Annotated in this window: 25 protein-coding genes; 5 read left to right on the top strand and 20 right to left on the bottom strand. The window is 40.6% G+C overall.

Features of this window, described 5'->3' with window-relative positions; translation table 11 throughout:
* The first annotated feature begins 143 nt into the window (after positions 1-143).
* Entirely contained in the window at positions 144-956 is an 813-nt protein-coding gene (locus ACFQV5_RS13575; protein WP_379247640.1) for a hypothetical protein, read from the top strand.
* Positions 957-1,082, top strand: a complete 126-nt coding sequence (locus ACFQV5_RS13570; RefSeq protein ID WP_379247638.1) for a hypothetical protein — start codon at positions 957-959, stop codon at positions 1,080-1,082. It begins immediately after the preceding gene.
* Between the two features lie 66 nt (positions 1,083-1,148).
* Here ACFQV5_RS13570 and ACFQV5_RS13565 read toward each other — a convergent pair whose 3' ends face one another.
* From ACFQV5_RS13565 to ACFQV5_RS13555, 3 genes are all read right to left on the bottom strand, one after another.
* Complete coding sequence (locus ACFQV5_RS13565; protein WP_379247636.1) at positions 1,149-2,288, bottom strand: exo-beta-N-acetylmuramidase NamZ family protein; 1,140 nt, start codon at positions 2,286-2,288, stop codon at positions 1,149-1,151.
* A gap of 73 nt (positions 2,289-2,361) precedes the next feature.
* Entirely contained in the window at positions 2,362-3,066 is a 705-nt protein-coding gene (locus ACFQV5_RS13560; RefSeq protein WP_379247634.1) for a PIG-L deacetylase family protein, read from the bottom strand.
* A complete protein-coding gene (locus ACFQV5_RS13555) occupies positions 3,063-4,034 on the bottom strand; it encodes a GNAT family N-acetyltransferase (protein ID WP_379247632.1) in 972 nt (323 codons plus the stop codon). Before ACFQV5_RS13555 ends, ACFQV5_RS13560 begins: the two co-directional genes overlap by 4 nt.
* On the opposite strand from ACFQV5_RS13555, the gene ACFQV5_RS13550 reads away from it, so the two are divergent.
* Positions 4,033-4,275 (top strand): hypothetical protein, encoded by a 243-nt coding sequence (locus tag ACFQV5_RS13550; RefSeq protein ID WP_379247630.1) that lies wholly within the window; start codon positions 4,033-4,035, stop codon positions 4,273-4,275. The genes ACFQV5_RS13555 and ACFQV5_RS13550 overlap by 2 nt on opposite strands.
* Here the strand turns inward: ACFQV5_RS13550 and ACFQV5_RS13545 are convergent.
* The 17 genes from ACFQV5_RS13545 to ACFQV5_RS13465 form a co-directional block, all read right to left on the bottom strand.
* Positions 4,272-5,132, bottom strand: coding sequence for a carbohydrate ABC transporter permease (locus tag ACFQV5_RS13545; RefSeq protein ID WP_379247628.1), 861 nt, complete (start codon positions 5,130-5,132; stop codon positions 4,272-4,274). The genes ACFQV5_RS13550 and ACFQV5_RS13545 overlap by 4 nt on opposite strands.
* 18 nt (positions 5,133-5,150) lie before the next feature.
* Positions 5,151-6,062 carry a carbohydrate ABC transporter permease gene (locus tag ACFQV5_RS13540; RefSeq protein WP_379247626.1) on the bottom strand — a complete coding sequence of 304 codons (912 nt, stop codon included), beginning with the start codon at positions 6,060-6,062 and terminating at the stop codon, positions 5,151-5,153.
* A gap of 87 nt (positions 6,063-6,149) precedes the next feature.
* On the bottom strand, positions 6,150-7,586 hold the full coding sequence (locus ACFQV5_RS13535; protein ID WP_379247624.1) for an ABC transporter substrate-binding protein: 1,437 nt from the start codon (positions 7,584-7,586) through the stop codon (positions 6,150-6,152).
* A 41-nt stretch (positions 7,587-7,627) separates the two neighbouring features.
* Complete coding sequence (gene murQ, locus ACFQV5_RS13530) at positions 7,628-8,536, bottom strand: N-acetylmuramic acid 6-phosphate etherase (RefSeq protein WP_379247622.1); 909 nt, start codon at positions 8,534-8,536, stop codon at positions 7,628-7,630.
* A 177-nt stretch (positions 8,537-8,713) separates the two neighbouring features.
* Positions 8,714-9,577 (bottom strand): MurR/RpiR family transcriptional regulator, encoded by an 864-nt coding sequence (locus tag ACFQV5_RS13525; RefSeq protein WP_379247620.1) that lies wholly within the window; start codon positions 9,575-9,577, stop codon positions 8,714-8,716.
* 239 nt (positions 9,578-9,816) lie between these two features.
* Positions 9,817-10,395, bottom strand: a complete 579-nt coding sequence (locus tag ACFQV5_RS13520) for a hypothetical protein (RefSeq protein WP_379247618.1) — start codon at positions 10,393-10,395, stop codon at positions 9,817-9,819.
* A 191-nt stretch (positions 10,396-10,586) separates the two neighbouring features.
* The gene (locus tag ACFQV5_RS13515) at positions 10,587-11,084 is read right to left on the bottom strand and encodes a hypothetical protein (RefSeq protein WP_379247616.1); all 498 of its coding nucleotides are present in this window, start codon (positions 11,082-11,084) and stop codon (positions 10,587-10,589) included.
* Between the two features lie 18 nt (positions 11,085-11,102).
* Positions 11,103-11,501, bottom strand: a complete 399-nt coding sequence (locus ACFQV5_RS13510; RefSeq protein WP_379247614.1) for a zinc ribbon domain-containing protein — start codon at positions 11,499-11,501, stop codon at positions 11,103-11,105.
* Between the two features lie 92 nt (positions 11,502-11,593).
* Complete coding sequence (locus ACFQV5_RS13505; RefSeq protein ID WP_379247612.1) at positions 11,594-12,136, bottom strand: cysteine hydrolase family protein; 543 nt, start codon at positions 12,134-12,136, stop codon at positions 11,594-11,596.
* A 76-nt stretch (positions 12,137-12,212) separates the two neighbouring features.
* A complete protein-coding gene (gene mnmA, locus ACFQV5_RS13500) occupies positions 12,213-13,304 on the bottom strand; it encodes a tRNA 2-thiouridine(34) synthase MnmA (protein ID WP_379247610.1) in 1,092 nt (363 codons plus the stop codon).
* Between the two features lie 91 nt (positions 13,305-13,395).
* Positions 13,396-13,968, bottom strand: coding sequence for an NUDIX domain-containing protein (locus ACFQV5_RS13495; RefSeq protein ID WP_379247608.1), 573 nt, complete (start codon positions 13,966-13,968; stop codon positions 13,396-13,398).
* On the bottom strand, positions 13,949-15,430 hold the full coding sequence (locus ACFQV5_RS13490; RefSeq protein WP_379247606.1) for a nicotinate phosphoribosyltransferase: 1,482 nt from the start codon (positions 15,428-15,430) through the stop codon (positions 13,949-13,951). Before ACFQV5_RS13490 ends, ACFQV5_RS13495 begins: the two co-directional genes overlap by 20 nt.
* A gap of 108 nt (positions 15,431-15,538) precedes the next feature.
* Positions 15,539-16,117, bottom strand: coding sequence for a hypothetical protein (locus ACFQV5_RS13485; RefSeq protein WP_379247604.1), 579 nt, complete (start codon positions 16,115-16,117; stop codon positions 15,539-15,541).
* Between the two features lie 25 nt (positions 16,118-16,142).
* Entirely contained in the window at positions 16,143-17,003 is an 861-nt protein-coding gene (locus tag ACFQV5_RS13480; RefSeq protein WP_379247602.1) for a Sir2 family NAD-dependent protein deacetylase, read from the bottom strand.
* 27 nt (positions 17,004-17,030) lie between these two features.
* On the bottom strand, positions 17,031-17,897 hold the full coding sequence (locus tag ACFQV5_RS13475; protein ID WP_379247600.1) for an SIR2 family NAD-dependent protein deacylase: 867 nt from the start codon (positions 17,895-17,897) through the stop codon (positions 17,031-17,033).
* A gap of 180 nt (positions 17,898-18,077) precedes the next feature.
* The gene (locus ACFQV5_RS13470) at positions 18,078-18,956 is read right to left on the bottom strand and encodes an SIR2 family NAD-dependent protein deacylase (RefSeq protein ID WP_379247598.1); all 879 of its coding nucleotides are present in this window, start codon (positions 18,954-18,956) and stop codon (positions 18,078-18,080) included.
* A gap of 225 nt (positions 18,957-19,181) precedes the next feature.
* Positions 19,182-19,625: an Lrp/AsnC family transcriptional regulator gene (locus ACFQV5_RS13465; protein ID WP_379247596.1), complete on the bottom strand. Its 444-nt coding sequence runs from the start codon at positions 19,623-19,625 to the stop codon at positions 19,182-19,184.
* 116 nt (positions 19,626-19,741) lie between these two features.
* Between ACFQV5_RS13465 and ACFQV5_RS13460 the strand changes: the two genes are divergently transcribed.
* The gene (locus ACFQV5_RS13460; protein WP_379248265.1) at positions 19,742-20,296 is read left to right on the top strand and encodes a cysteine hydrolase family protein; all 555 of its coding nucleotides are present in this window, start codon (positions 19,742-19,744) and stop codon (positions 20,294-20,296) included.
* A gap of 383 nt (positions 20,297-20,679) precedes the next feature.
* Positions 20,680-21,021 (top strand): winged helix-turn-helix transcriptional regulator, encoded by a 342-nt coding sequence (locus ACFQV5_RS13455; RefSeq protein WP_379248264.1) that lies wholly within the window; start codon positions 20,680-20,682, stop codon positions 21,019-21,021.
* Positions 21,022-21,114: the final 93 nt, after the last annotated feature.

Raw genomic sequence — 21,114 nt, 5'->3', positions numbered from 1 at the left:
TATCATCGATTACATCAATTATTTTCCAATAAAACGTTCTCGATCCTTATTATCTTTCTACTATATATTCTTTCCCAAACAATTGACCGTTGAAAAAATATTCATTATACTACTAATATGTAAAATATAGGGAAGTGACCCAGATGGATGAAATCGCAATCGATACCGTTACATTAGATAGTGCCGTGAAAATGTTAAAGCTCACTTATTCGCTTGAGCTATGGGATCAGTTAATAGATTTATCCGATAAGCTCTTCATAAGGGCAAACCATCTGTATGAGAATCGAGCTAACATGTCTATACGAATCAATACAGAAAGACCTTTGGTCTATTATTACGGATACAGTTTGTTGATGAAGGGTCTAGCCTATAAAGAGCTTGGTAATTATGACTCCGCTTTACAATGTATTGATGAATATTCCAATCTATACTGGTTTGATAACCTTAGCGAAGAAGGATTGAAGGAAGTAAACTATTATCAATTCATTTCTGAACCCAACCGTTTTGAGGTTCTTCTTCTCTCCGGTGATTTTACTATCTTAGACGCTTATGTGGAGTTTCTAACGAATAACCGAAATGAAATTCTGCCTGGCACGATCTCCATTCTAAAAGCAGCCAACACCTATCAATACAATATTAACTATATTATCGACACATTCTCTCAAGAGATCATTCAATCAATCTCTCACTCTCCTCAGGACATCATACATACCGCTTACTACCAATCCTTTTTAATGCAAATCATTAAATACAAAATCGATCATTCCGACCATATCGTAGCTATAGACTATACGCTTCAGCTCATGTTCTCCTCGCATCTAGCAGCCAATGATAGATTATATAAATACGCCGTTGTGTGTTTTGAATCTATTCGCGATTACGCGACTCAGAGGCAACTGGATACTTTTAAAGATCATATTGCTAAGATCATGGGAGAAGGAAAGGTGGTGATATAAATGAAAAAATTCATCGTTTCTGCTGTATTGATTTTGACTTTCATCAGCATTGTCGTACTTCCGTCCTCCCCAACACAACCTCAGATTTCTCCACTCGGACATGGCGCTGAACATAATCCTTTTTAACTTACATAGCTAATAGGGCTGGCTGATCGTCCGAATGACTTTCAGCCAGCCCTATTTTTTTATCTTCTAATATAAGTGAAACTCTTGCTTCATACGTGCGAACTCTCGGCTCTCTTCACGGAACTGCTCCAACAACTTCGGCACATCCACACCTTCATCGCGGTACATCTTATCCCCTCCAAGCAGGTCAATAAATGGCCTGGATCCCTCCCGGAGTGGCGGCAGGAATGAAAACTCCTCATAATTTCGCTTAATCGTATACATTAATGATACACCCGTATCTAAAGGTCGGATCGCTCTCTGATCTGTAATATGAAGTTGAACACCGTGACATAACTCGCCTTGGAACTTGGAGAATGTAGGTTTGAAATAGGCGGGACGAAACATGACGCCTGGAAGTCGATGTCCGTTCATCTCGTCAGCTAGCTTTTCAGCCTTGATGAATGGGGCTCCAATCATTTCAAAAGGTGCAGTCGTTCCTCTTCCTTCCGAAAGATTCGTTCCCTCGAATAAACAGGTTCCTGGATAGAGCAGCGCCGAATCAAACCGGGGAAGTCCCATGGAAGGCATGATCCACGGCCGCCCCGTATCCGTAAGCAGCATATTCCGATCCCATCCATCACACTGTACAATATGCAGCTTTCCATTCCAATTCATCTGTTCATTGGCCATCTGTGCCACTTCACCTGCCGTCAACCCATAGCGAACAGTCAATGGATAATTACCGATGAATGATTTATATCCTTCTTTCAAAATATTGCCCTCTACCGTAACCCCATCCAGCGGATTAATCCGATCCAGCACCACAAATTCCTTACCCGCTTTCGCGCAATCTTCCAAGGCATAGAGCATCGTATAAATAAACGTATAATATCTAGCTCCAACGTCCTGTATGTCATAAACGATCATATCCACTTCATCCAGCATTTCAGATGTAAACCGTTTAGAGTCTTTACGATATAAGCTGTAAACCGGAACATTTGTAATCGGATCCAAGTAAGTGTCGACCATTGTCCCAGCACCCAGATCCCCCCGTACACCGTGTTCGGGTGAGAATAACGCCACTAGATTAAAATGCTCGTGCAAAATTTGAATCGTGGATACGAAATTTTGGTTCAAACCGGTAGGTGATGTAATCAGACCTAGCCGTTTCCCTCTAAACAGATGTGCATCCTCTAGTATGCGATCAATCCCATTACGAACCATAGCAACCTCCCTAATCGTAAGTCATCTATAAAAATGACTGTAACAAGGCCCTTGTTACAGTCACTTAACGAAGCTAAAGCTCGCTTTTCAGAACACGCTTGCTCTCTTCTGGAATCATGAATGTTTCAGCATACTCTTTTCTCGCTTCAATACCGCGCACTCGTGCCAGATGCTTGTAGTACTCCAGATAAGGAAAGGATTTGCTTCCTGTTACGAACCAATGCTGTGACACCGCCTTAATCCACAGATCGTAGGCCTCCTTGGAGAAGTCGACATAGACATAAGGCTTATAGTCAACCGCATCCTCCCAGTTCTCAGCATAATAAAGACGAGAAGCAAAAAATGCGGGAAGCTCTCGCTCGAATGATGGCAGACCTGCATAAAATCTGGCGTCATTGACAATACGATGTGTTGTCATATGGTCTTTGTGCATACTGTTCTTCCAGTGAGTGATAATGACATTCGGACGAACCCTGCGAATCACATCGCATACGGCCCAGCGGTTCTCTTCGTCATCCTTCAGCTCGCCATCCGGTGTACCGAATACAATAGCTTCTCCGCCGAGCATTTCGGCAAAAGCATTCGCTTCACGCACTTTTTGCTTCCGGTATTCAGCCATATCTTGTCCAGCGGGAACGCCCCGTTCTCCTGCCGTTAAGGCTAATGTAACAATACGATCTCCTTTTAAGGCATGATGGGCGAGTACACCGCCAGCTGTTAGCTCGGCATCACCCACATGTCCGCCAATGGCAAGAACAGTTACGCTCTGATCACTCATCGTGATAACTCCCTTCGCATGACTGAAAATTGTCTCACAGTATGAAATCCCGCTCTCTCATAAATTCGAATTGCTGGATTCGTGCTCCCCGTATAGAGTGACATATAATCGGTTCCGATCTCTTTAAAAGCCTCACACAGTTTAAAGAATAGAATACTGCCAAGCCCGTGGCCTTCATGATCCGGATGAACACCTATGCCAGCGAAATACCCCCTACCATTATCCTGACGAATGACTGGTCCAGCGAAGCCAACGGCTTTGCCATGAAGCGCTGCAACAACGACCGGTATCCCTTTTTCCGTAGACTCCCCAATTTCCTTCTGCCATAACGGATTACCCAGTCGCTCTAGCATTTCAGCCACGCCGTGATGCATAACCGGGTCATATAATTCAACGTGATAACCTTGCTCTGCCGCAGACTTTTCTTTGGCCTTCATCTGTTCGGGTGTGATATAAGCGGACAAGTTCAAATACATTGCGTGTTCTCGCGCACGTTCTTTGTAACCTTCACGAATCAGAAATTCATACAACGAACTATCAATGGGTACACCCGGTGCATTGTTATGTTCATGCTTTGGCGTTTCCGGAATATACCAAGGAAGCATCATCGGATTGAAGAACAGCACGTCGGACTGCGTTTTGCCCAATTGTCGAAACCGATTCTCTATCGATTCCAGCAACAGCTTGTAGTATTCATCTGTTTGATATTGTTGTGTAAGTACAATGCAAGTCATATATCCTGCAGCATCACCGAGAGGGAGATCATCTCCCGTGCAGCCACAAGCAAAACCTTTGACCTGATTCGATTCCAAGAGCACAAATGTGTTCTCAGGGTCAAAATAACGATTGGATTGAAAAAGTGATTCAAAGCTCTCTTCATTCAGTTCTTTGTATCCATCCTTCACTGCAACTTCATTCCACAAATCAATAACCGCTCGGGTATATACACGATCCCAGGTTTTTATCATGCAGATTCACCCCTCACCATGTGACAGATTTATAGCCAAGTTTAGATTGATCAGCCAAGCTACAATAGAAATGCAATCTATATCAGATGAGCCAAGTGACCTTGCGAACAGATCGGTACAGGCTGCTGTAATACAACGAAGGATCTGGCGCTTATATCTGCCTGCTTACCCCGCAGTGGCTCCTCGAAGTATTCATCGTTGTGGGTATCCAATTCAATTGAGCTGGATTGCCATCAATTAGCCCTTCACCGCACCAACCGTTACACCCTCAAGGAAGTACTTTTGCAAACTGAAGAAGAGAATGAACATAGGAAGTGCTGATATGGTGGCACCTGCCATCATGGGTGCAAAATACGTTGTGTTCGCAAACCTGAAGTTTTTAAGTCCCACCTGGATCGTCTGCATTTCCATCGTGTTCGTAACGAGGAAAGGCCAGAAGAATGTATTCCAGTTGTCCATGAATGTTAGAATCGCCATAACCGCTAGGACGGTCTTGGATAATGGCAATACAATTTTGAAATAAATCTGGAATTGATTGCACCCTTCTATCTTCGCGCATTCCAATACTTCGGAAGGAATACTCCCCATAAATTGCTTAGCCAAAAATATGTTATAAACCGTAACCAGACCCGGTAAGATCATCGCTTGATACGTATTTTGAATTTGGAACGTGTTAACAATCAGGATGTAAAGAGGCACCTGTGTAACTTGATAAGGAATCATCATCGAAACGAGCAATACAGCGAATAATACTGCTCTGCCCTTAAATCGGATCTTAGAAAATGCATAACCCGCAAGACTTGCAAAAAACACATTGGAAATCATGACGGTTGTTGCCACGAATAGTGAGTTGAACAGCCAACGTATAGAATGTTCACTATAATCGAAGAAAAACTTATATGAATCTAACGATATTTTGCTAGGAAACAGGGAATAACTCATCGCGCCCGCTTCCACCGGATCCCCAAAGGATGAAATCACCATAAAGTAAATCGGAAAAAGTGTTGCCAAGGCAAATAGAACCAACAGAACCATGATTACTGTATTACGCGTTTGTCTCCGTACAGGTTTACCTGTGTGACTGTTATATAACGCCATATCGGTGCCCTCCTCTCCTTAATACTCCACTTCTTTGCCCAGAAATTTGAATTGAATGAATGAAATCGTAGCAATGATAAAGGCAAGCACCAACGATTGGGCAGCAGCTTCACCAAACTCGAAATATTTGAAGGCGTTATTGAATATGAGCAAGCCCACCATCGTTGTTGCGTTATCCGGACCGCCGCCTGTCATCAGGTATGCGTTCTGGAACACTTGGAAGGAGCCGATCACGCCAGTTACGAGCAAGAATAGGGTCGTTGGCTTCAGACATGGAATGACGATGTACCATAATTTTTTCAAGAAAGATGCACCGTCAAGCTCAGCCGCCTCATAATAACTCTCGTCAATACCTAGAAGAGCAGCCAAATAAATGATGATACTCGTACCATGACTCGATAACCAAGACATGAGCACCAGAGAGAACATGGCAGTTGAACTAGAGCCAAGCCAGTTGTTGTTGCTAATGCCAAACACATTTAGTAGCTGATTCAGAATACCAGACGGCATCGGATCGAATATCCATAGCCATACCACGGAAAGAGCTACACCGGATGCAACAGCCGGCAGATAATAGATCGCTTTAAATATACTTTGCGTCTTCTTACGTAATGGGAGAATAAGAATCGCTACGGCAAAAGAAATGAACAACCCGACCGGTACGGTGAGCACCGTATATACCACGGTGTTGATAACCGATTTCCAGAACAGACTATCACTGAAAGTGGCAATATAGTTCTCGAATCCGATGTATTCTGAACCAAGCGGTTTGTATTTTTGAAAACTGATAATAAACGCACTTACGACGGGGTACGCGGTAAACATCGCAAATACAACGAGGGCAACAGCGATGAAGAGATATCCATAGCCGCTGTCTCCTTTAATACGACTGATACGACGCCTTTTTATTGGTTTGGCAATTTGAGTCATCACTTTGGCGCTCCTTTCACGGCTTGGTTCTAAAACATGGATCGGATAGCCGCATGGAGGTACCAACGGCTATCCGAAATAAAAACCTTAGTCTGTTACTATTCCATCATCTCCGAAAGCTTGAACAGCTGCTTGCTTCACAGCGTCATACATCGCTTCAGGTGTAATCTCACCAGCAATCAGCGCTTGCAGTTTCGGAATCATAACCTCATCTTCCAGCTTGATCGCTTTCGCACCGAGATCTGTTGGAATATCAGGGCGTGCAGGTGTAGCTTGGGACAGCAATGTCTCAACAGCAGCAACGTTATCTGGATTTCTTTCAATCGGCATATCCTTGGCTATTTCTCGGCCACTCTTTGTAATATGAGCTGCAAACAGGTCATTATTGGTCGTAGCTGCTACTTTACCAGAAGCGAGGAAGTAGGCTGCTTTTACAACATTCGCTTTGTGCTCTGGTGTTGGCTCTTTCTTGCCACGGAACGTGACGTAACCGTCAACAGCAACGCTGGATTGTTGTTTCTCACCCAGGAACGTTGGAACCGGAAGAACGATATAGTCTACAGGAATACTGCCTTGAACAGCACTTCCGTCGTTAGCTTTGATCTTCTCATTGTTCTTGTTAGCGGAGTTCTCAAATGTTGCCAAGCCTTTACCTGTAATCATCGTTTGGCCTGTCAGGAACATGTTCCAGCGCTTACCTGCATCTACAGAGCTAAGCTCTTTCGGCATGGAGCCGTCGTCAATCATCTGACGAATCGCTTTAAGCACTTCCAGGAAGTTCTTGCTTGTGTATGCATATTTCAGATCCTTATCAAAGGCATGAGGCATGCCCGCATTTTTGATCAAAATGTTCAGATAGTCTTTAGAAGCTACACCTGATGTTGCAAACACAAATCCGTAACGGGATGTGTTATTGCCTTCTTTGACAACACCTTTCTTGATCTCCTCGCGGAACTGTTCGTAAGTCCAGCCTTCTTTTTGCACTTTTTTGTAGTCAATTCCGGCTTCCTCTAGGAACTGCTTGTTACCACCGATGGCGTGAACCTCCATATATCCAGGGAAACCATAGAGGCTATCGCCCATCTTCATGTATTCGATTGGTGCTGGGTCAAAGTCTTCGACCATTTCCTTTGTTGCCGTATCCGTGATGTCCATGAGCATTCCTTGCTCTACATATTTAGAAAGACCACCAGAGCCGATAAATGCGATATCCGGCGGACTGCCCGCATTCACTTGTGTATCAAGTTTCTGCGTCATATCCTCCCAGCTGGCAGGCTCAATTTTCAAAGTTAGATTCGGGTACAAGGCATTAAAGTCTTTTTCCAATTGCGCGAAACTATCTTGGAAATTTGCCGATACAGGTGGAAGAAGGGCCGTAATTGTATCTTTAGCGTCCGTTGTCGTGCCACCACCAGCCGTTCCTGTATTTGGCGTTTCAACCTTACCCCCGCTTCCACCGCCACAAGCGGATAATGCCAGGGTTAAAGCAAGAACAGGTGCTAATACACGCATTTTCTTTTTCATTACTTGTAAACCTCCCCTAGGAATATACGATTCTCTTCCAATTACTTTTGTAATTGTGCGAATGCTCTTTTTAGACTGCCTTCATTGTCATTCAGCGCTTGTTCCGCTTTCGCTGCGTCCAAACCGGACTTGATCATCATAATCGCCAGCTTGCAGCTCATGGAAGCGCTTTCTAAATAAGTAATAGCTGTCTGTGCGTCGACCCCCGTAGCTGCTTGAATGATCCGAACTGAGCGGTCATATAGTTTGATATTGCTTGCCTTCAGATCGACCATCAGATTGTTGTAGGTCTTTCCTAGCTTCACCATCGTACAGGTTGTCAGCATGTTCAGTACAAGCTTTTGTGCTGTGCCCGCTTTCAGTCGAGTCGAGCCCATAATCACCTCGGGTCCAACAACAGGCGCGATACATACGTCGCACACCGGTTCAACCCTGGAGTTCTTATTGTTAACGACTCCGATGGTTGCCGCTCCAATCTCCCTTGCCTTTTGCAGTCCGGCTATGACAAATTGAGCACTTCCGCTTGCTGTTAATCCTACAACAACGTCCTTGTCGGTTACGCCGCAGCGTTCAATAAGTGCAATCCCCTCCTCTGCATTGTCTTCATAACCTTCAACTGCCAGTCTCAGTGCCACATCGCCTCCGGCAATATGACCCTGTACCAGCAATGGGTCAGTACCAAAAGTAGGAGGACATTCCGAAGCGTCAAGCACGCCTAATCTTCCGGAAGTTCCAGCCCCTATATAAAACATTTTGCCGCCATCTTTAAGCACTCGATGTAAAATATCAACCGCTTTCATAATTTGCGGTATTTCTGCTGCTACAGCGCCCGGAACCTTGGAATCCTGCTCATTCATTAGACGCAGCATTTGTTCCGTTGTACACTCGTCGATCATCTGAGTCTTCTCATTGATCTCTTCTGTCGTCAATCCCGCCAGATACTCATCCATGGCCATCCCCCTATCCCAGTTTTTTGAATTTCTTAATTGAATATTAACGAGAAATTTCATTTCGGTCAACAGTTTTTGAAATAAAATTTTATAATAAAATATTTTACTGGTTTTTTATTTTTGTATTTTGACAAAAAAAGACACCGGCAAAGTCGTATTTCCGCCGATGTCTTTCCTTTATTTTCGCTGTTTGCTCGATATAATATTATGCGTTTTAGACAAGTACTTTTTAACATTTCGATACTCTGCACTGGCTACGCCGGCAAACAGGATATCAATGACCGTAAGCATCGCGATTCGGGAACCCATAGCTCCACTTCGAATTGTCAGCTCAGGTGTAGAAATACTCAACACGATATCCGCTTTTTCAGCTAACTCACTCTTATTGTATTTCGTTATAGCAATAATGCATGCTCCTGTTTTCTTGGCAATATCAAGCGCATTAAGGATATCCACCGTTTCCCCAGAATTGGATATAAAGATGGCAACATCGTTCTTCTCAAGCAAAGTAGCTGCTGTAAGTTGACTATGTCCATCTGTATACGCGTGGCACATTTTGTTGATACGAGTAAATTTCTGTTCCGCGTCGATCCCTACCAAACCGGAAGCACCAATACCAAAAAACACAATGCGTTTGCTCTGGCGCAGTACTTGCACAGCACGGTCTACCGCATCTTTATTGATAACACTTCGGGTATCTTCAATGGACTTGATATTGTTACGAGCTATATTCGAAATGATTGTATTCAGATCATCTCCCGGCTGGATATCCGTATACTGGTGCTTCTGCTCCTCATCCATGGACCCAAGCGATGCAGAGATACTAACAATAAAGCTTCTGTAACCCGTATATCCCATCGTCTTACAGAACCGCAGCACAGACGCGTCACTGGTCTTGGTTAACTGCGCTAAACTCTTAATCGAAAGATGTGGAATTTCTTCTAAGTTCTCCAGTATGTATTCGGCAAGCATCTTCTCCACGGGCGTCAAGCTGTCTTTCATATCCCGAATCTTAATCAAAATATTATCGTTGATTGACATATGATTTCCCTACTCATCCTTTAGAATAAAATATATTATATCTCGCGATTTTCCGAAAATTTATTTCATTAAGTATAGTTCACTTCGGAAAATTAATTCTATTCTATATTGCAGTGTTGACAAAAGCAATGATATAATACCGCAAAAATAAAAGACGGATTCTCATGGAGATCTCCAAGCAGAAGCCGTCTTTGTTATGTATAGATGCTAAACTGCATCCAATAGTGTACAAGTATCAATTATATAACCTTTTCTCGAAAATTCATTTTGCTCTCCGAGCTTAACTCCGGATAATCATAGAGCATTCCTTCGTAGATGACTTCAAGCTCTGGATGAATAAGAAAATCATTAGGCGTTACCAAGGCAGCAGGCTTATTCCACAACTCAACATCTATTCCCCGTAACATTTCAGCGACGAATTGAGAACAAAAGTAAGCATTTTTAGGTGCATAATTGACTTTCATCGTTAGGAAGAACAATCCTAATAGATTATATCTATACATTTCCTTATTCCGCTTATATAACTGAATCTTACGTTTCAATTCTTCCCGTTGTTCCCTGGAAACCTTCAGCCGTAAGACTACACATCTTGTTAAAGGAAAGTGACGATAGACACCGTCATATATATCTTCTTCCACAAAGCCTGCCAACCACGGATTGTTAGCACGTTTACGACCAAAACTATATATTTCTGTCAGGCCTCTGTCCAATGCAATTGAAGCGTGATTATAGGGTGCCATTGTATATCCTTTTATTAATCGCGTAAACATCGTACCTGTATCTGTCAATAGAATGAATACATCATTTGAGTTAGTCATTTCCGCTCGTTCCCCCACGCCATAAAATACTAATCTACCCTAAGTTTAGTCGGCTTCTCACATTTTCAAAACCGACTGAAGGAGAGGATTGGAACTGGACTAAGGTCTTGTTTTGTAAGATCATTTCAAAGTATGAAATGGTACCGCATTATCAGTTGAATAAGACCATTGACTCTTATGGAAAAAAATCGTTAGATCCACCTTTTGATCTGTTTATAGATCGATAATTTCACCTGGTGTTGATTAGCCCATTCGGTTAACTCTTCCATAGCTCTGTCTTCTTGTTCAGAAAAGATACGAAAACATAGATCGACTGGGGTTATTTTCTTTCCCTTCGGGAGAATGCCAATAATCGGGTTAAAATATCCTTGTACTCTGATTTCCTTAATATCAGTAGCTTTAATATTTCTGTTCTTCACCTGAAGAGAATCGTCCATGATTTGCATTGTAAATGGCTTTGCGTACATTCTAATAATTGTTATTACAATAACTGTAAAGCTAAGGATAATTACAACTATCCTTGACCAAAAAATGAAATCTAATATTAGACGCTGCTCATCCACTCCGATCATCAATACAACATATATATGTGTAAGAAGCAGTATAGACATCGCAAAGATCAAACTTAGGCCCGAAGGATTCTTAGCCTTAAATATCTTCTCTATATTGTTCAGCCCCATTCTTATCACAGTAGAAACACACTATATTTATCCGAATAAAATATCCATCGCAGTTCCAAATTCCCCTGACTTATGCCCTCTTAGGACATCCGGATTATATACGACCACAATCCCGCAAGTCATACAAGACACAAATAAATAATGATTGTAATCGATGTCGAACACTTTGCTCAGTCCCGTTCCACTCATCGCCACTTCCTGAATTTCACACTCATTGCCTCCGCATGTCGCACACTTAAAGCGATTTTCAATCCGATCCTCTATACTTAACTCATCAGCATACGACTCATCTGTTAGCACAGGTTGATCGTTCTCATCAACGTTAATTACAGCATTCAGATGCTCTGGCAGTACCTCAGTCTTACATTCAGGACATACATCTCCTATTATAATAACTTTCTCTCCGCACCAAGGACAGGTAACCATTACACTTCATCCTTTCTAGTAAAATGTATAATTCAGTAAACCCTCCCATTAATAATACACAAAAACCATTATTCACGGCAGTCTGGTATATTTTAATCAATAACTTCAGTATGAAAGCAAAGTTTCATATGGTTCACCATTGTTTCTCCAAGATCAGTAAAGGTAGCCACACCTCGATTATGAATTACTGTTTTAAACCCTTCTGCGTCTGCTCCTGCAGCTGTTAAAAACACACAAATATCTGTGCATACCCCAACAATATGAGCCTTTTCTACTTCTAATCTTCTTAAAGCTTCAGCTAAATCTGTATTAAAAAATGCATTGTAGTTCGTTTTAGGCATATAAATTAAATTTTCACTATCTTTGTTATGTTGAAACCAATGATATAAATCTCCGTACAATTGTTGGCCCGCAGTACCTACAATATTATGTGGAGTCCATGATATAAAATGTGGATCATCTGGTTGGTGTGCATCCATTGTTACTACAACTACATTACCCTCGGCTAAAAAGTTTGTTGCCAATTTTTTAATGTAAGGTACTACTTGTTGTGCTGGCTTTCCCACAGTTAACGTTCCATTATCAGCCACAAAATCATTGCTCATATCTACAATTAACAAAGCTTCTCTTTCCATTATTGACAACTCCTGTTTACCCTCTATGTTTTCAATTTGTATTCTCCAACGACAAATTTATCATGAACCTTCATTGCTAAAATGTTGTCTTGATAACACCTCCTCCAAGGCAAACTTCACCTTTGTAAAAAACAACAGATTGTCCCGGTGTGATCGCCTTTTGTGGGACATCAAAAATCACCTTGCAGCTTCCATCTGTTTGGAAGGAAAGAGTTACCCCTTGATCCGGTTGGCGATAACGAAACTTGGCTGTACAATGAAAATCGGATGCTGGCAGATCTCCGCTGATCCAATTGATCTCCTCTGCAAGAAGTGAGGTTGAATATAACGAAGGATGCTTGTTACCCTGAACGACGTATAATATATTTGCCTCCAAATCCTTGTCTGTAACAAACCACGGCTCGCCTGTACCTGAGCCACCGATACCAAGCCCCTGGCGTTGGCCGAGCGTGTAATACATGAGCCCGTCATGACTACCTTTCAACTCACCATCCAGCGTTCGAATCTCTCCCGGACGAGCTGGTAGATATCCGCTCAGAAACTGCTTGAAGTTACGCTCCCCGATAAAACAAACACCGGTACTGTCTTTTTTCTGGGCTGTCGCAAGTCCTGCTTCCAGTGCAATTTCACGAACGCGTGGTTTTTGCAGATGACCGATCGGAAACATCGCTTTAGACAATTGGTATTGGTTCAGAGCACTTAAAAAATAGGATTGATCCTTATTGGTATCAGCACCGCGCAGCAGGCGGTATTTACCATTATCCTGATCCACTTGTGCGTAGTGACCAGTGGCGATATAATCTGCCTTGAGATCGAGCGCTTTTTGCAAAAACTCTCCGAACTTGATTTCCCGATTGCACATGACATCGGGGTTAGGGGTATAACCGCGGCTGTACTCATCAAGAAAATAAGCAAATACTTTGTTATAATATTGTTTTTCAAAATTGACCGTATAATAAGGAATGTCTAGCTTGGCGCAGACTCTGTGGACATCCTCAGCATCTTCTTCAGCTGTGCAGTTTCCATTTTCATCTGTATCGTCCCAGTTCTTCATGAAAATCCCCACTACATCGTAGCCCTGTTCCTTCAGGAGGAGTGCAGATACTGAAGAATCGACGCCACCTGACATACCAACCACAACGCGCGTATTTCTATTCGATTTGTTCATATTTACTTCCCCCGAAAACGTTTGTAAAAATGCGTATCTTGATTTGTTGTAAGAATAAAATAGTTTAATCCAAATAAGGCTGGCTAATCACTCATAAAACGTCGGCAAAAAAATCTTTAACAATTGACTTTTCGATCAACGTCTTCTGAACAACATCGATACCATCGCTAATGATTTGTGCGTGATCAAATGCGAGATCTAGTTTAAAGACTTCTTTGATGGAAACCAGCTGAACATCTCGGGCGTCATCATTTGCTTGCCGCTGCGAAAGCTTGTGTTCCGGCACAATGGCGAAGTGTGCATTGGATATGATCCAACCTCTCGGATCCCGCCCTGGTTTATCGTATACCCCGAAGTGTTCAAGATGAATGTTCTCTACACCAGTCTCTTCTCTCAACTCACGCTTTGCACACTCGAATGCTGTCTCGTTGGGATTCACAAATCCACCCGGTAATGCCCACTTCCCTGCTTCAATATTAGGATATCCTTCGCTATCGGTCATACTTCTCTGTATCAGCATTAATTTCATATCCATTACAGACGGTTTAAATTCTTCGTCTCTACTATGTAAAATCGTGAAAACCGCAATGTCAGAAGTATAACCATCCGGAGTTATATATTTCTTCACATTATACTGATTTTTGTTATTTTCGTTCGACATCATGTTCCCCCTGTATCCTTCGTGTTGTGTGTTTTTTTTCCTCAATGTTTTTCATTTTTTTATCCCAACAAGCCTGACTTAAGACCACTGGATATTCTGCTGGATTTGAAGATCGTTTGTACTCTTCCCATAAAAGGTTTAGTTGTTGTTCTACATAGGATTGAATCTTATGAATAGAAGGAGATTCATATATAAGCTTGCCTTGGTGGAAAATATCTATATGCAAGTCTTTGGCCATAAAATCAGTGACGAACTTTCCAATGTACGTATGCACAGAATGAAACATGTAAAGTTTCGATTCTTTTTCTAGTTGTTCGCTAGCTAAGGCGATATAATCTCCTTCTGATTTTTTTGTATGTTTGTTGATAATACGATATATCTTTTTTAATCCTGGAGTCGTAACTTTTTCGGGATTTGCAGAGATTTTGATGGTATCCCTCATGTTTCCATTATCATCCTCAATGGAGACCAGTTTGTACACAGCACCTAAGGCAGGTTGATCGAAAGCAGTAATAGCTTTAGTACCAACTCCCCAGGCATCAATTTTTGCTCCTTGTGCGTTCAAATTCATAATGGTATGTTCATCGAGATCGTTCGAAGCATATATTTTGGTGTTAACGAATCCTGCCTGATCTAATCGTTTCCTTGCTTCTTTAGAAAGGTAAGCCAAGTCCCCGCTATCTAACCGAATGCCTACAAAATTTATGTTATTACCGAGTTCTTTAGCGACTTTAATTGCTGTAGGAACACCTGATTTTAGAGTGTCATAGGTATCCACTAAGAAGACACAATTCCTGTGACTTTTTGCGTATTTATGAAAAGCGATGTACTCATCTCTATACGCTAAAACAAAAGAATGAGCATGTGTTCCTGAAACAGGAAGACCAAATCGTTTTCCTGCTCGGACATTACTTGTACCAGAGAACCCTCCAATATAAGCAACTCTTGTACCCCATAACGCTGCATCAAATTCATGTGCGCGTCTTGTTCCAAACTCTAAAACAGGCTTATCACCCACGACTTGTTTGATTCGAGAAGCTTTAGTAGCAATAAGTGTTTGATAATTAACGATATTTAACAAAGCCGTCTCGATGAGTTGTGCTTCAATTAATGGTGCTTCGATACGAAGAATTGGTTCATTACCAAATACGATTTCCCCTTCTTTCATAGCACGAACTGAACCTGTAAAACGCACCGTTCTTAGAAAATTAACGTAGTCTTCTTGATAGCCGAGTTCTTTTAAATAATCCAAATCTTCTTCAGAAAAATGAAACGTTTGAAGATAATCTATGATTCGTTCTAATCCAGCAAAGACTGCATAACCGTTTCCAAATGGTAGTTTTCGAAAATACAATTCAAATACAGCTTTTTTGGTATGAATGTTGTCTCCCCAATAAGCTTCAGCCATATTGATTTGATACAAGTCCGTATGGAGTGCGAAACTATCATCCATATACTTGTTCATATTATTTACCTCCTACCTCATAAAAAAACAATTGCCAAAAACACTCGTTGATACAGTTGATCGAACTGCTGTATCAACGGGTGTACATTAAAATATGAAACTATATTTTCACGTAAGATTTTTACTGCTTTTTAGCAAGAGATATTTTGCAAATTCAACAAATTTATATGCCTCTTCTGTCCGAAGCATATTCACATCCAAAGCATCCGCGCCTAGACGGAATCGATCTAGTGCGTCAGCATCCTTGAAAATCTGATACAGTAGCAAAGCACGCTCACTTAAAGAAGGCGACTTTGCAATCTCTGACATACCAAGTGAATCATCCTGGTCATGATAATAAGTGATATAGTAGGTGACTGCTTCATAAGGTAAATTATGCTCACGACAATAGTCTTTATAATACGCTGCGGCACGACTACCGTGTCCCTTATCAATCCCATCATCAAGGCGACGAGAATCGTGAAAAATGGCTGCCATCCCTAGAGCATTCATCTCTTCATCACTCAGTCCTTTTTGATGTCCCATAACAAGCGCTAGAATAAGTACACGAGCAGAGTGAGCTTTCGTATGCCATTCACTATCTGGAAGCCAAAATTCTATTGTTTCTTCCATAACTCGATACCAACGTTCATAGGACTTTTTGATTGGTTGGCAGACAGGATCATTCAGAATATCTGTTAGAAACATCTTTGCTTCCCTCCCCTTAGTCTCACTAAGCTAAATCAACTGATTTCATTTGCACTAATTTTTGCAGAACTTCCGCAATATCGCCATCCATGCCAATTGATTTAGGAGCAATTGCCTCCGGGATATAAAGTTCACTTCCTTTATTAAAAGTAATGTAGGACGCATATTCTTCTTGATGCGTTAACCTCATAAATGGTAGTTTAATCAATTGGTTTCCTGAACCTACGCCTAGTTCCAGCAGAACTAATTTTTTACCTTGAGATTTTTCAATGAAGTCCTGATAGGCTTGATAACTCGTTTGCCAAGCTTCACCTTTTAGAAAGCTACGATCGATTTCAATATGGACTGACATGAGGCCACCACACTCAGGACACGTAGGAATTAGATTCTGAGGAATCTTTCCGTTCTTTTGATTTCGGGCCATCTTGCTCAATATTTCATCACCAGGATAGATTTGCTGATGACAACCATTCGCACATTGTAAATTCCGACAATTTCCTTCTATTTCAAAGAGGCGCTCTTTTGGAACTCCTGCCTGTCTAAAATGATCATCGATATTAGAAGTAACTACAAAATAGTTTTTGTCTTTTACCAATTCATAAAGAGTTTTCATAACCGGACTGGCTTCGTTCTTGTATAAAAAGTAATCGTACAACCGGCTGAAGAATCCCCACTTTTCTTCTTCGGAAGGAAATGGATAAAAACATCCGTGTATAATACTGCGAAAACCATATTTCTCACGAAAATCTCCAAAATTCTCTTGGAAGGCTGAATTGTCTGCAAAGATATGAATACCTTCCGAAATAGAAAAGCCATTACTAGCACCGATAACAATCGCGTCCGCCTCGTCGATTTTTGATAAAACCCTACTATATTTGTCTTCCATGAAATGAACTCCTTTTCTACTTGCGTCTTATTGTGCTATCTTTGCTTTCTCGTTTAAAGCATCTTTTAATATACGAGCAATATCTTCATGAATGGCGAGTCCCTTACCCTCCAGTTCCTTCGGTAGCAATGCGTCATTGGGATTGATGGTAATATAGTATGCATCCGGCCAAGTGTAAGTCATGTTCCAGAAAGGTTCTTTGATGAACATTGGAGTCATTTGACCGACGCCCAACTCCAAAAAGAGGACTTTCTTGTTTTTACTTTTTAATATAACTTCACGATATTTATTCTTCTCGCTTCTATATTTTCTTCCTTCAAGAAAAACAAAGGAACGCACCCACAGTTCCATAGGACCGCCGCACACCGGGCAATGAGGTACCATATGGGATGGAATCCTTGTCCCTTCAATGTGGGCACAAAGTTCCTTTGCCTGTTCTGCATAAGGATAAATACCATCGTGACAGGGCTGACTGCATTGTATATAGGTCCAGTCACCCTGAATAGCACTGACTTTATCTTCAGGGAAGACTTGTAAAAATTGAGTGTCCTGATTTGTTGTAATAATATAATAGTCTTTGCCTTGCAGAAGTTGATATAAATCCTTGTAGGGCTGGCCGATTGGAGCTTCAGCAACATAGTTGATCAAAGTGGCTAGATACGCCCAGCGTTCTTCTTCAGTCCGGAATCTATAGTAAAAGCCCCCAAAGATACTGTCGATCCCATATTCTTCAGCAAATGCGTTAAAGTGCGCTCGAAAATTAGCATCATCACGATACCAGTTATATCCCGCAGCTGCAGACATTCCGGCGGCACCACCAACTATAATCATTTCTGCTTCCTCAATTTTGTTCAGTAAAGTTTCTATATTGTCTTGATATGGTTGTGATAGCATATTTTCTTCTTCCCCTTATAACAATCTTCATAATAGTAAAAAAATTTCAATAGTTAGTTTGAATAGTGTATAGAATGACTGAATTTTTTAGATGTATGAACTTTATTGCTTATACTTTCTTAAAAGAAAGTACAGTTGGTCTCATATGACCCTCTAAAAGTCATCTTTACATAAGTATTTTCACTGGTATACAATTCGCCCTGTTTTTCCTCTCATTATCAAAGCCTCTTGTAACACATGAGCAATGTCTTCCTTAATAGCAAGTCCTTTTTTCTCTATGTCTCTAGGAACCACAGCATCTTTAGGATTAATGGTAATATAGTGAGCATTAGGTAAACTATATGTCATCTCCCAGAATGGCTCTTTAATAAACATGGGTGTCATCATTCCTACGCCTAATTCTAGGAACAGAATCTTGTTATATTTATTTTTCATAAGATAAGCTTGGAACTTATATAATTCGCTTCTAAAAAAGCTTCCTTCCAAAAATACACGAGATCGAACCCATGGTTCCATATCCTGCCCACATTTTGGACATGTCGGAATCAACTCTGTGGGTATTCTAGTTCCCTCTATATTTCGATACATGTTCTCAACTTGCTCTTTATTCAAATAAACTTGGTCATGGCAACAGTCACTACATTGAAAATAACGCCAGTCTCCTTGAATCGCTGATACTTTTTCTTTAGGAAAAACTTTTGAGAACTGTGTATCTTGATTCGTTGTAACAATAAAATAGTCTTTATCTTGTAGCAGTTGAAATAAATCAAGATAAGGCTGACCGGCATCAGAATCATAAACAAACTTGATTAAAGTAGCGATATAAGCCCAGCGTTCTTCCCTTGTCTCAAAACGATAATAAAACCCATAAAAAATACTTTCGATATCATACTTATCTGCAAATTCACCAAAGTACTTCATAAATAGTTCGTCGGTCCGATACCAGTTATATCCGGCGGCAGAAGACATCCCAGCAGCGCCACCGACCACAACCGCCTCTGCTTCTTCTATTTTCTCAAGTAATGTGGTTACGTTGTCTTGATAGGGTTGTGATAACATCCTTTATTTATCCTCCTAACATTATCTTCATATTGCATAGATCGAGATATTTCTATTGAGATTGGATCCACTTATCGTTGGATTACAATGTATTATATAGTTGCATATACCTGCGAACAAGTATGCACTTTTATGACATATACTATCTAATAAGATAGTATAAAAGGTTCTATAATAGCCCAATCTATACTTTACGATTCAATTTCGCAGGTATATTAATCCTCATTAAAGGATGCCAGTCAGCGGAGCACGTTTTTTAATGTCTTGTATGGATAGATACATAGAGTAATTTCCATAATCGAGAATTTTATTAAGCAGAACATTCAATTGTTCTTGAGAATTCACCTTTATTTTTAAATGGTAACAACCTTCTCCCGATACTCGATGAGCTTCAGTCACCTCTATTTGCTCATTAATAAAGCCAATAAATGAATCATGATTTGCTGTTTTCATATAGATGATGACAAACGCTGTATAAGAAAGACCTAATTTCATTTCATCTACAATTAGAGAGTAGGCTTTAATTACACCACTCTCCTCAAGTTTTTTAATACGATTCCCTACTGCTTGTCCGGTCATATGAACTTGTGCTCCTAAGTCTTTCCATTGAATACGTGAATTATCGGATAGCAACCTGAGAATCTGAAAATCTATGTTATCGAGTTCCATACTAACTTCCTTTCACCATGAAATCATTTGATATAAAAGTCTTTCATCAAAGTATCGATAGAAATCAAGATATTATTTATCATTTTAATATACTAAATTTTAATGAGGTGGAAATAATGAGCACAGGATTAATCATTGTAGATATTCAAAATGACTATTTTCCAAATGGAAAAATGGAACTAAGCAACCCTGAAAAGGCAGCCGCTAACGCTGCTAAAGTTCTTGAGTGGTTTAGAAAGAATAACAAAGATAATATTTTTCATGTCCAGCATATCGCAAGTGATCCAAGTTTAGGTTTCTTTTTACCGAATACGGAGGGAGTTAAGCTAAATGAGTCAGTATTACCATTGCAACACGAAAGCATGATCATTAAACATTTCCCTAACAGCTTTTTAAAGACCGAATTAGAGTCTAAATTAAAAGAAAAAGGAATAACCAAGTTAGTGGTTGTAGGTATGATGACACATATGTGTATTGATGCAACAGTTAGAGCTGCAGTGGATCTAGGCTTTGAAACTACTCTTATTGAAGATGCTTGTGCAACAAGAGATTTATCTTATCAGGACAAAATTGTTCCAGCAGAACAAGTTCATTATGCGTTTGTCAGCGCACTTAATGGTATGTATGCTAATGTAATTTCTACTGCAGATTTTCTGCAAGAGTATAACTAGTTTAATTACAAAATAGAGCTTACCTAAAAAATTAATCTCTGGTAGAAAACAAATCCGATCCTTTAAAGGGTCTGCTCAAAATGTCGACAGAAGGTGTTGGAACGAGAACATTTCCAATGCCTTTTGTCTTTTTATTTCTTCTCACGCACAGGCAATTTTTTAGCAGGGTTATCCATTCGCATGCCGTGCTTGGTGGCCGTGGAAAGTTGTCACTACATTTGGGGTCCATTATCCACTTTTTGCAGCAATTTAGCACTTCACATTCAAACATTTCTTTACTTGAATGTCAGCATATTATATAGTTGATATATATTCATGAACAAGTATGATCTTATAGGATATATACTATCTAGGAGGATAGTGCAATAATGACAATACCTAAAATCAATCTTGCTGACAGCAACGAGAAGAGTTCCAATAGCCAGGAGCCTTTTTTTGGTTACACTCTCTCTATTATCAGTGGTAAATGGAAGTTATCAATCATTTACCATTTATCAACGAACGGTACAGTACGCTATAATGAACTTCAGCGCATGTTAGGGAAAATTACTTATAAAACCCTCAGTACTACATTAAAGGAAATGCAGAATGATGGATTAATTCATCGTGAGGAATATCCACAAATCCCACCAAAGGTCGAATATAGCCTTACTGAAAAAGGGCAAAGTCTTTGGCCTATAATCCAAGAAATGTGCCAATGGGGCGAGCATAATAAAGAAAAATAAAAGAGAGAAAACAGGCCTGGAGTCATTCTGAACTGCACCCCAATTGTTAGACACACTCTAACAGTTGGAGGTGCAGTTTTTTTATGACTAAAT

Origin of the sequence: Paenibacillus sp. GCM10028914 (assembly GCF_042666275.1) — a bacterium.
In the GTDB taxonomy this organism is placed as follows: Bacteria; Bacillota; Bacilli; order Paenibacillales; family Paenibacillaceae; genus Paenibacillus_AQ.
Note: the sequence above shows the minus strand (reverse complement) of the source record. Positions and strands in the feature narration are given on the sequence as shown.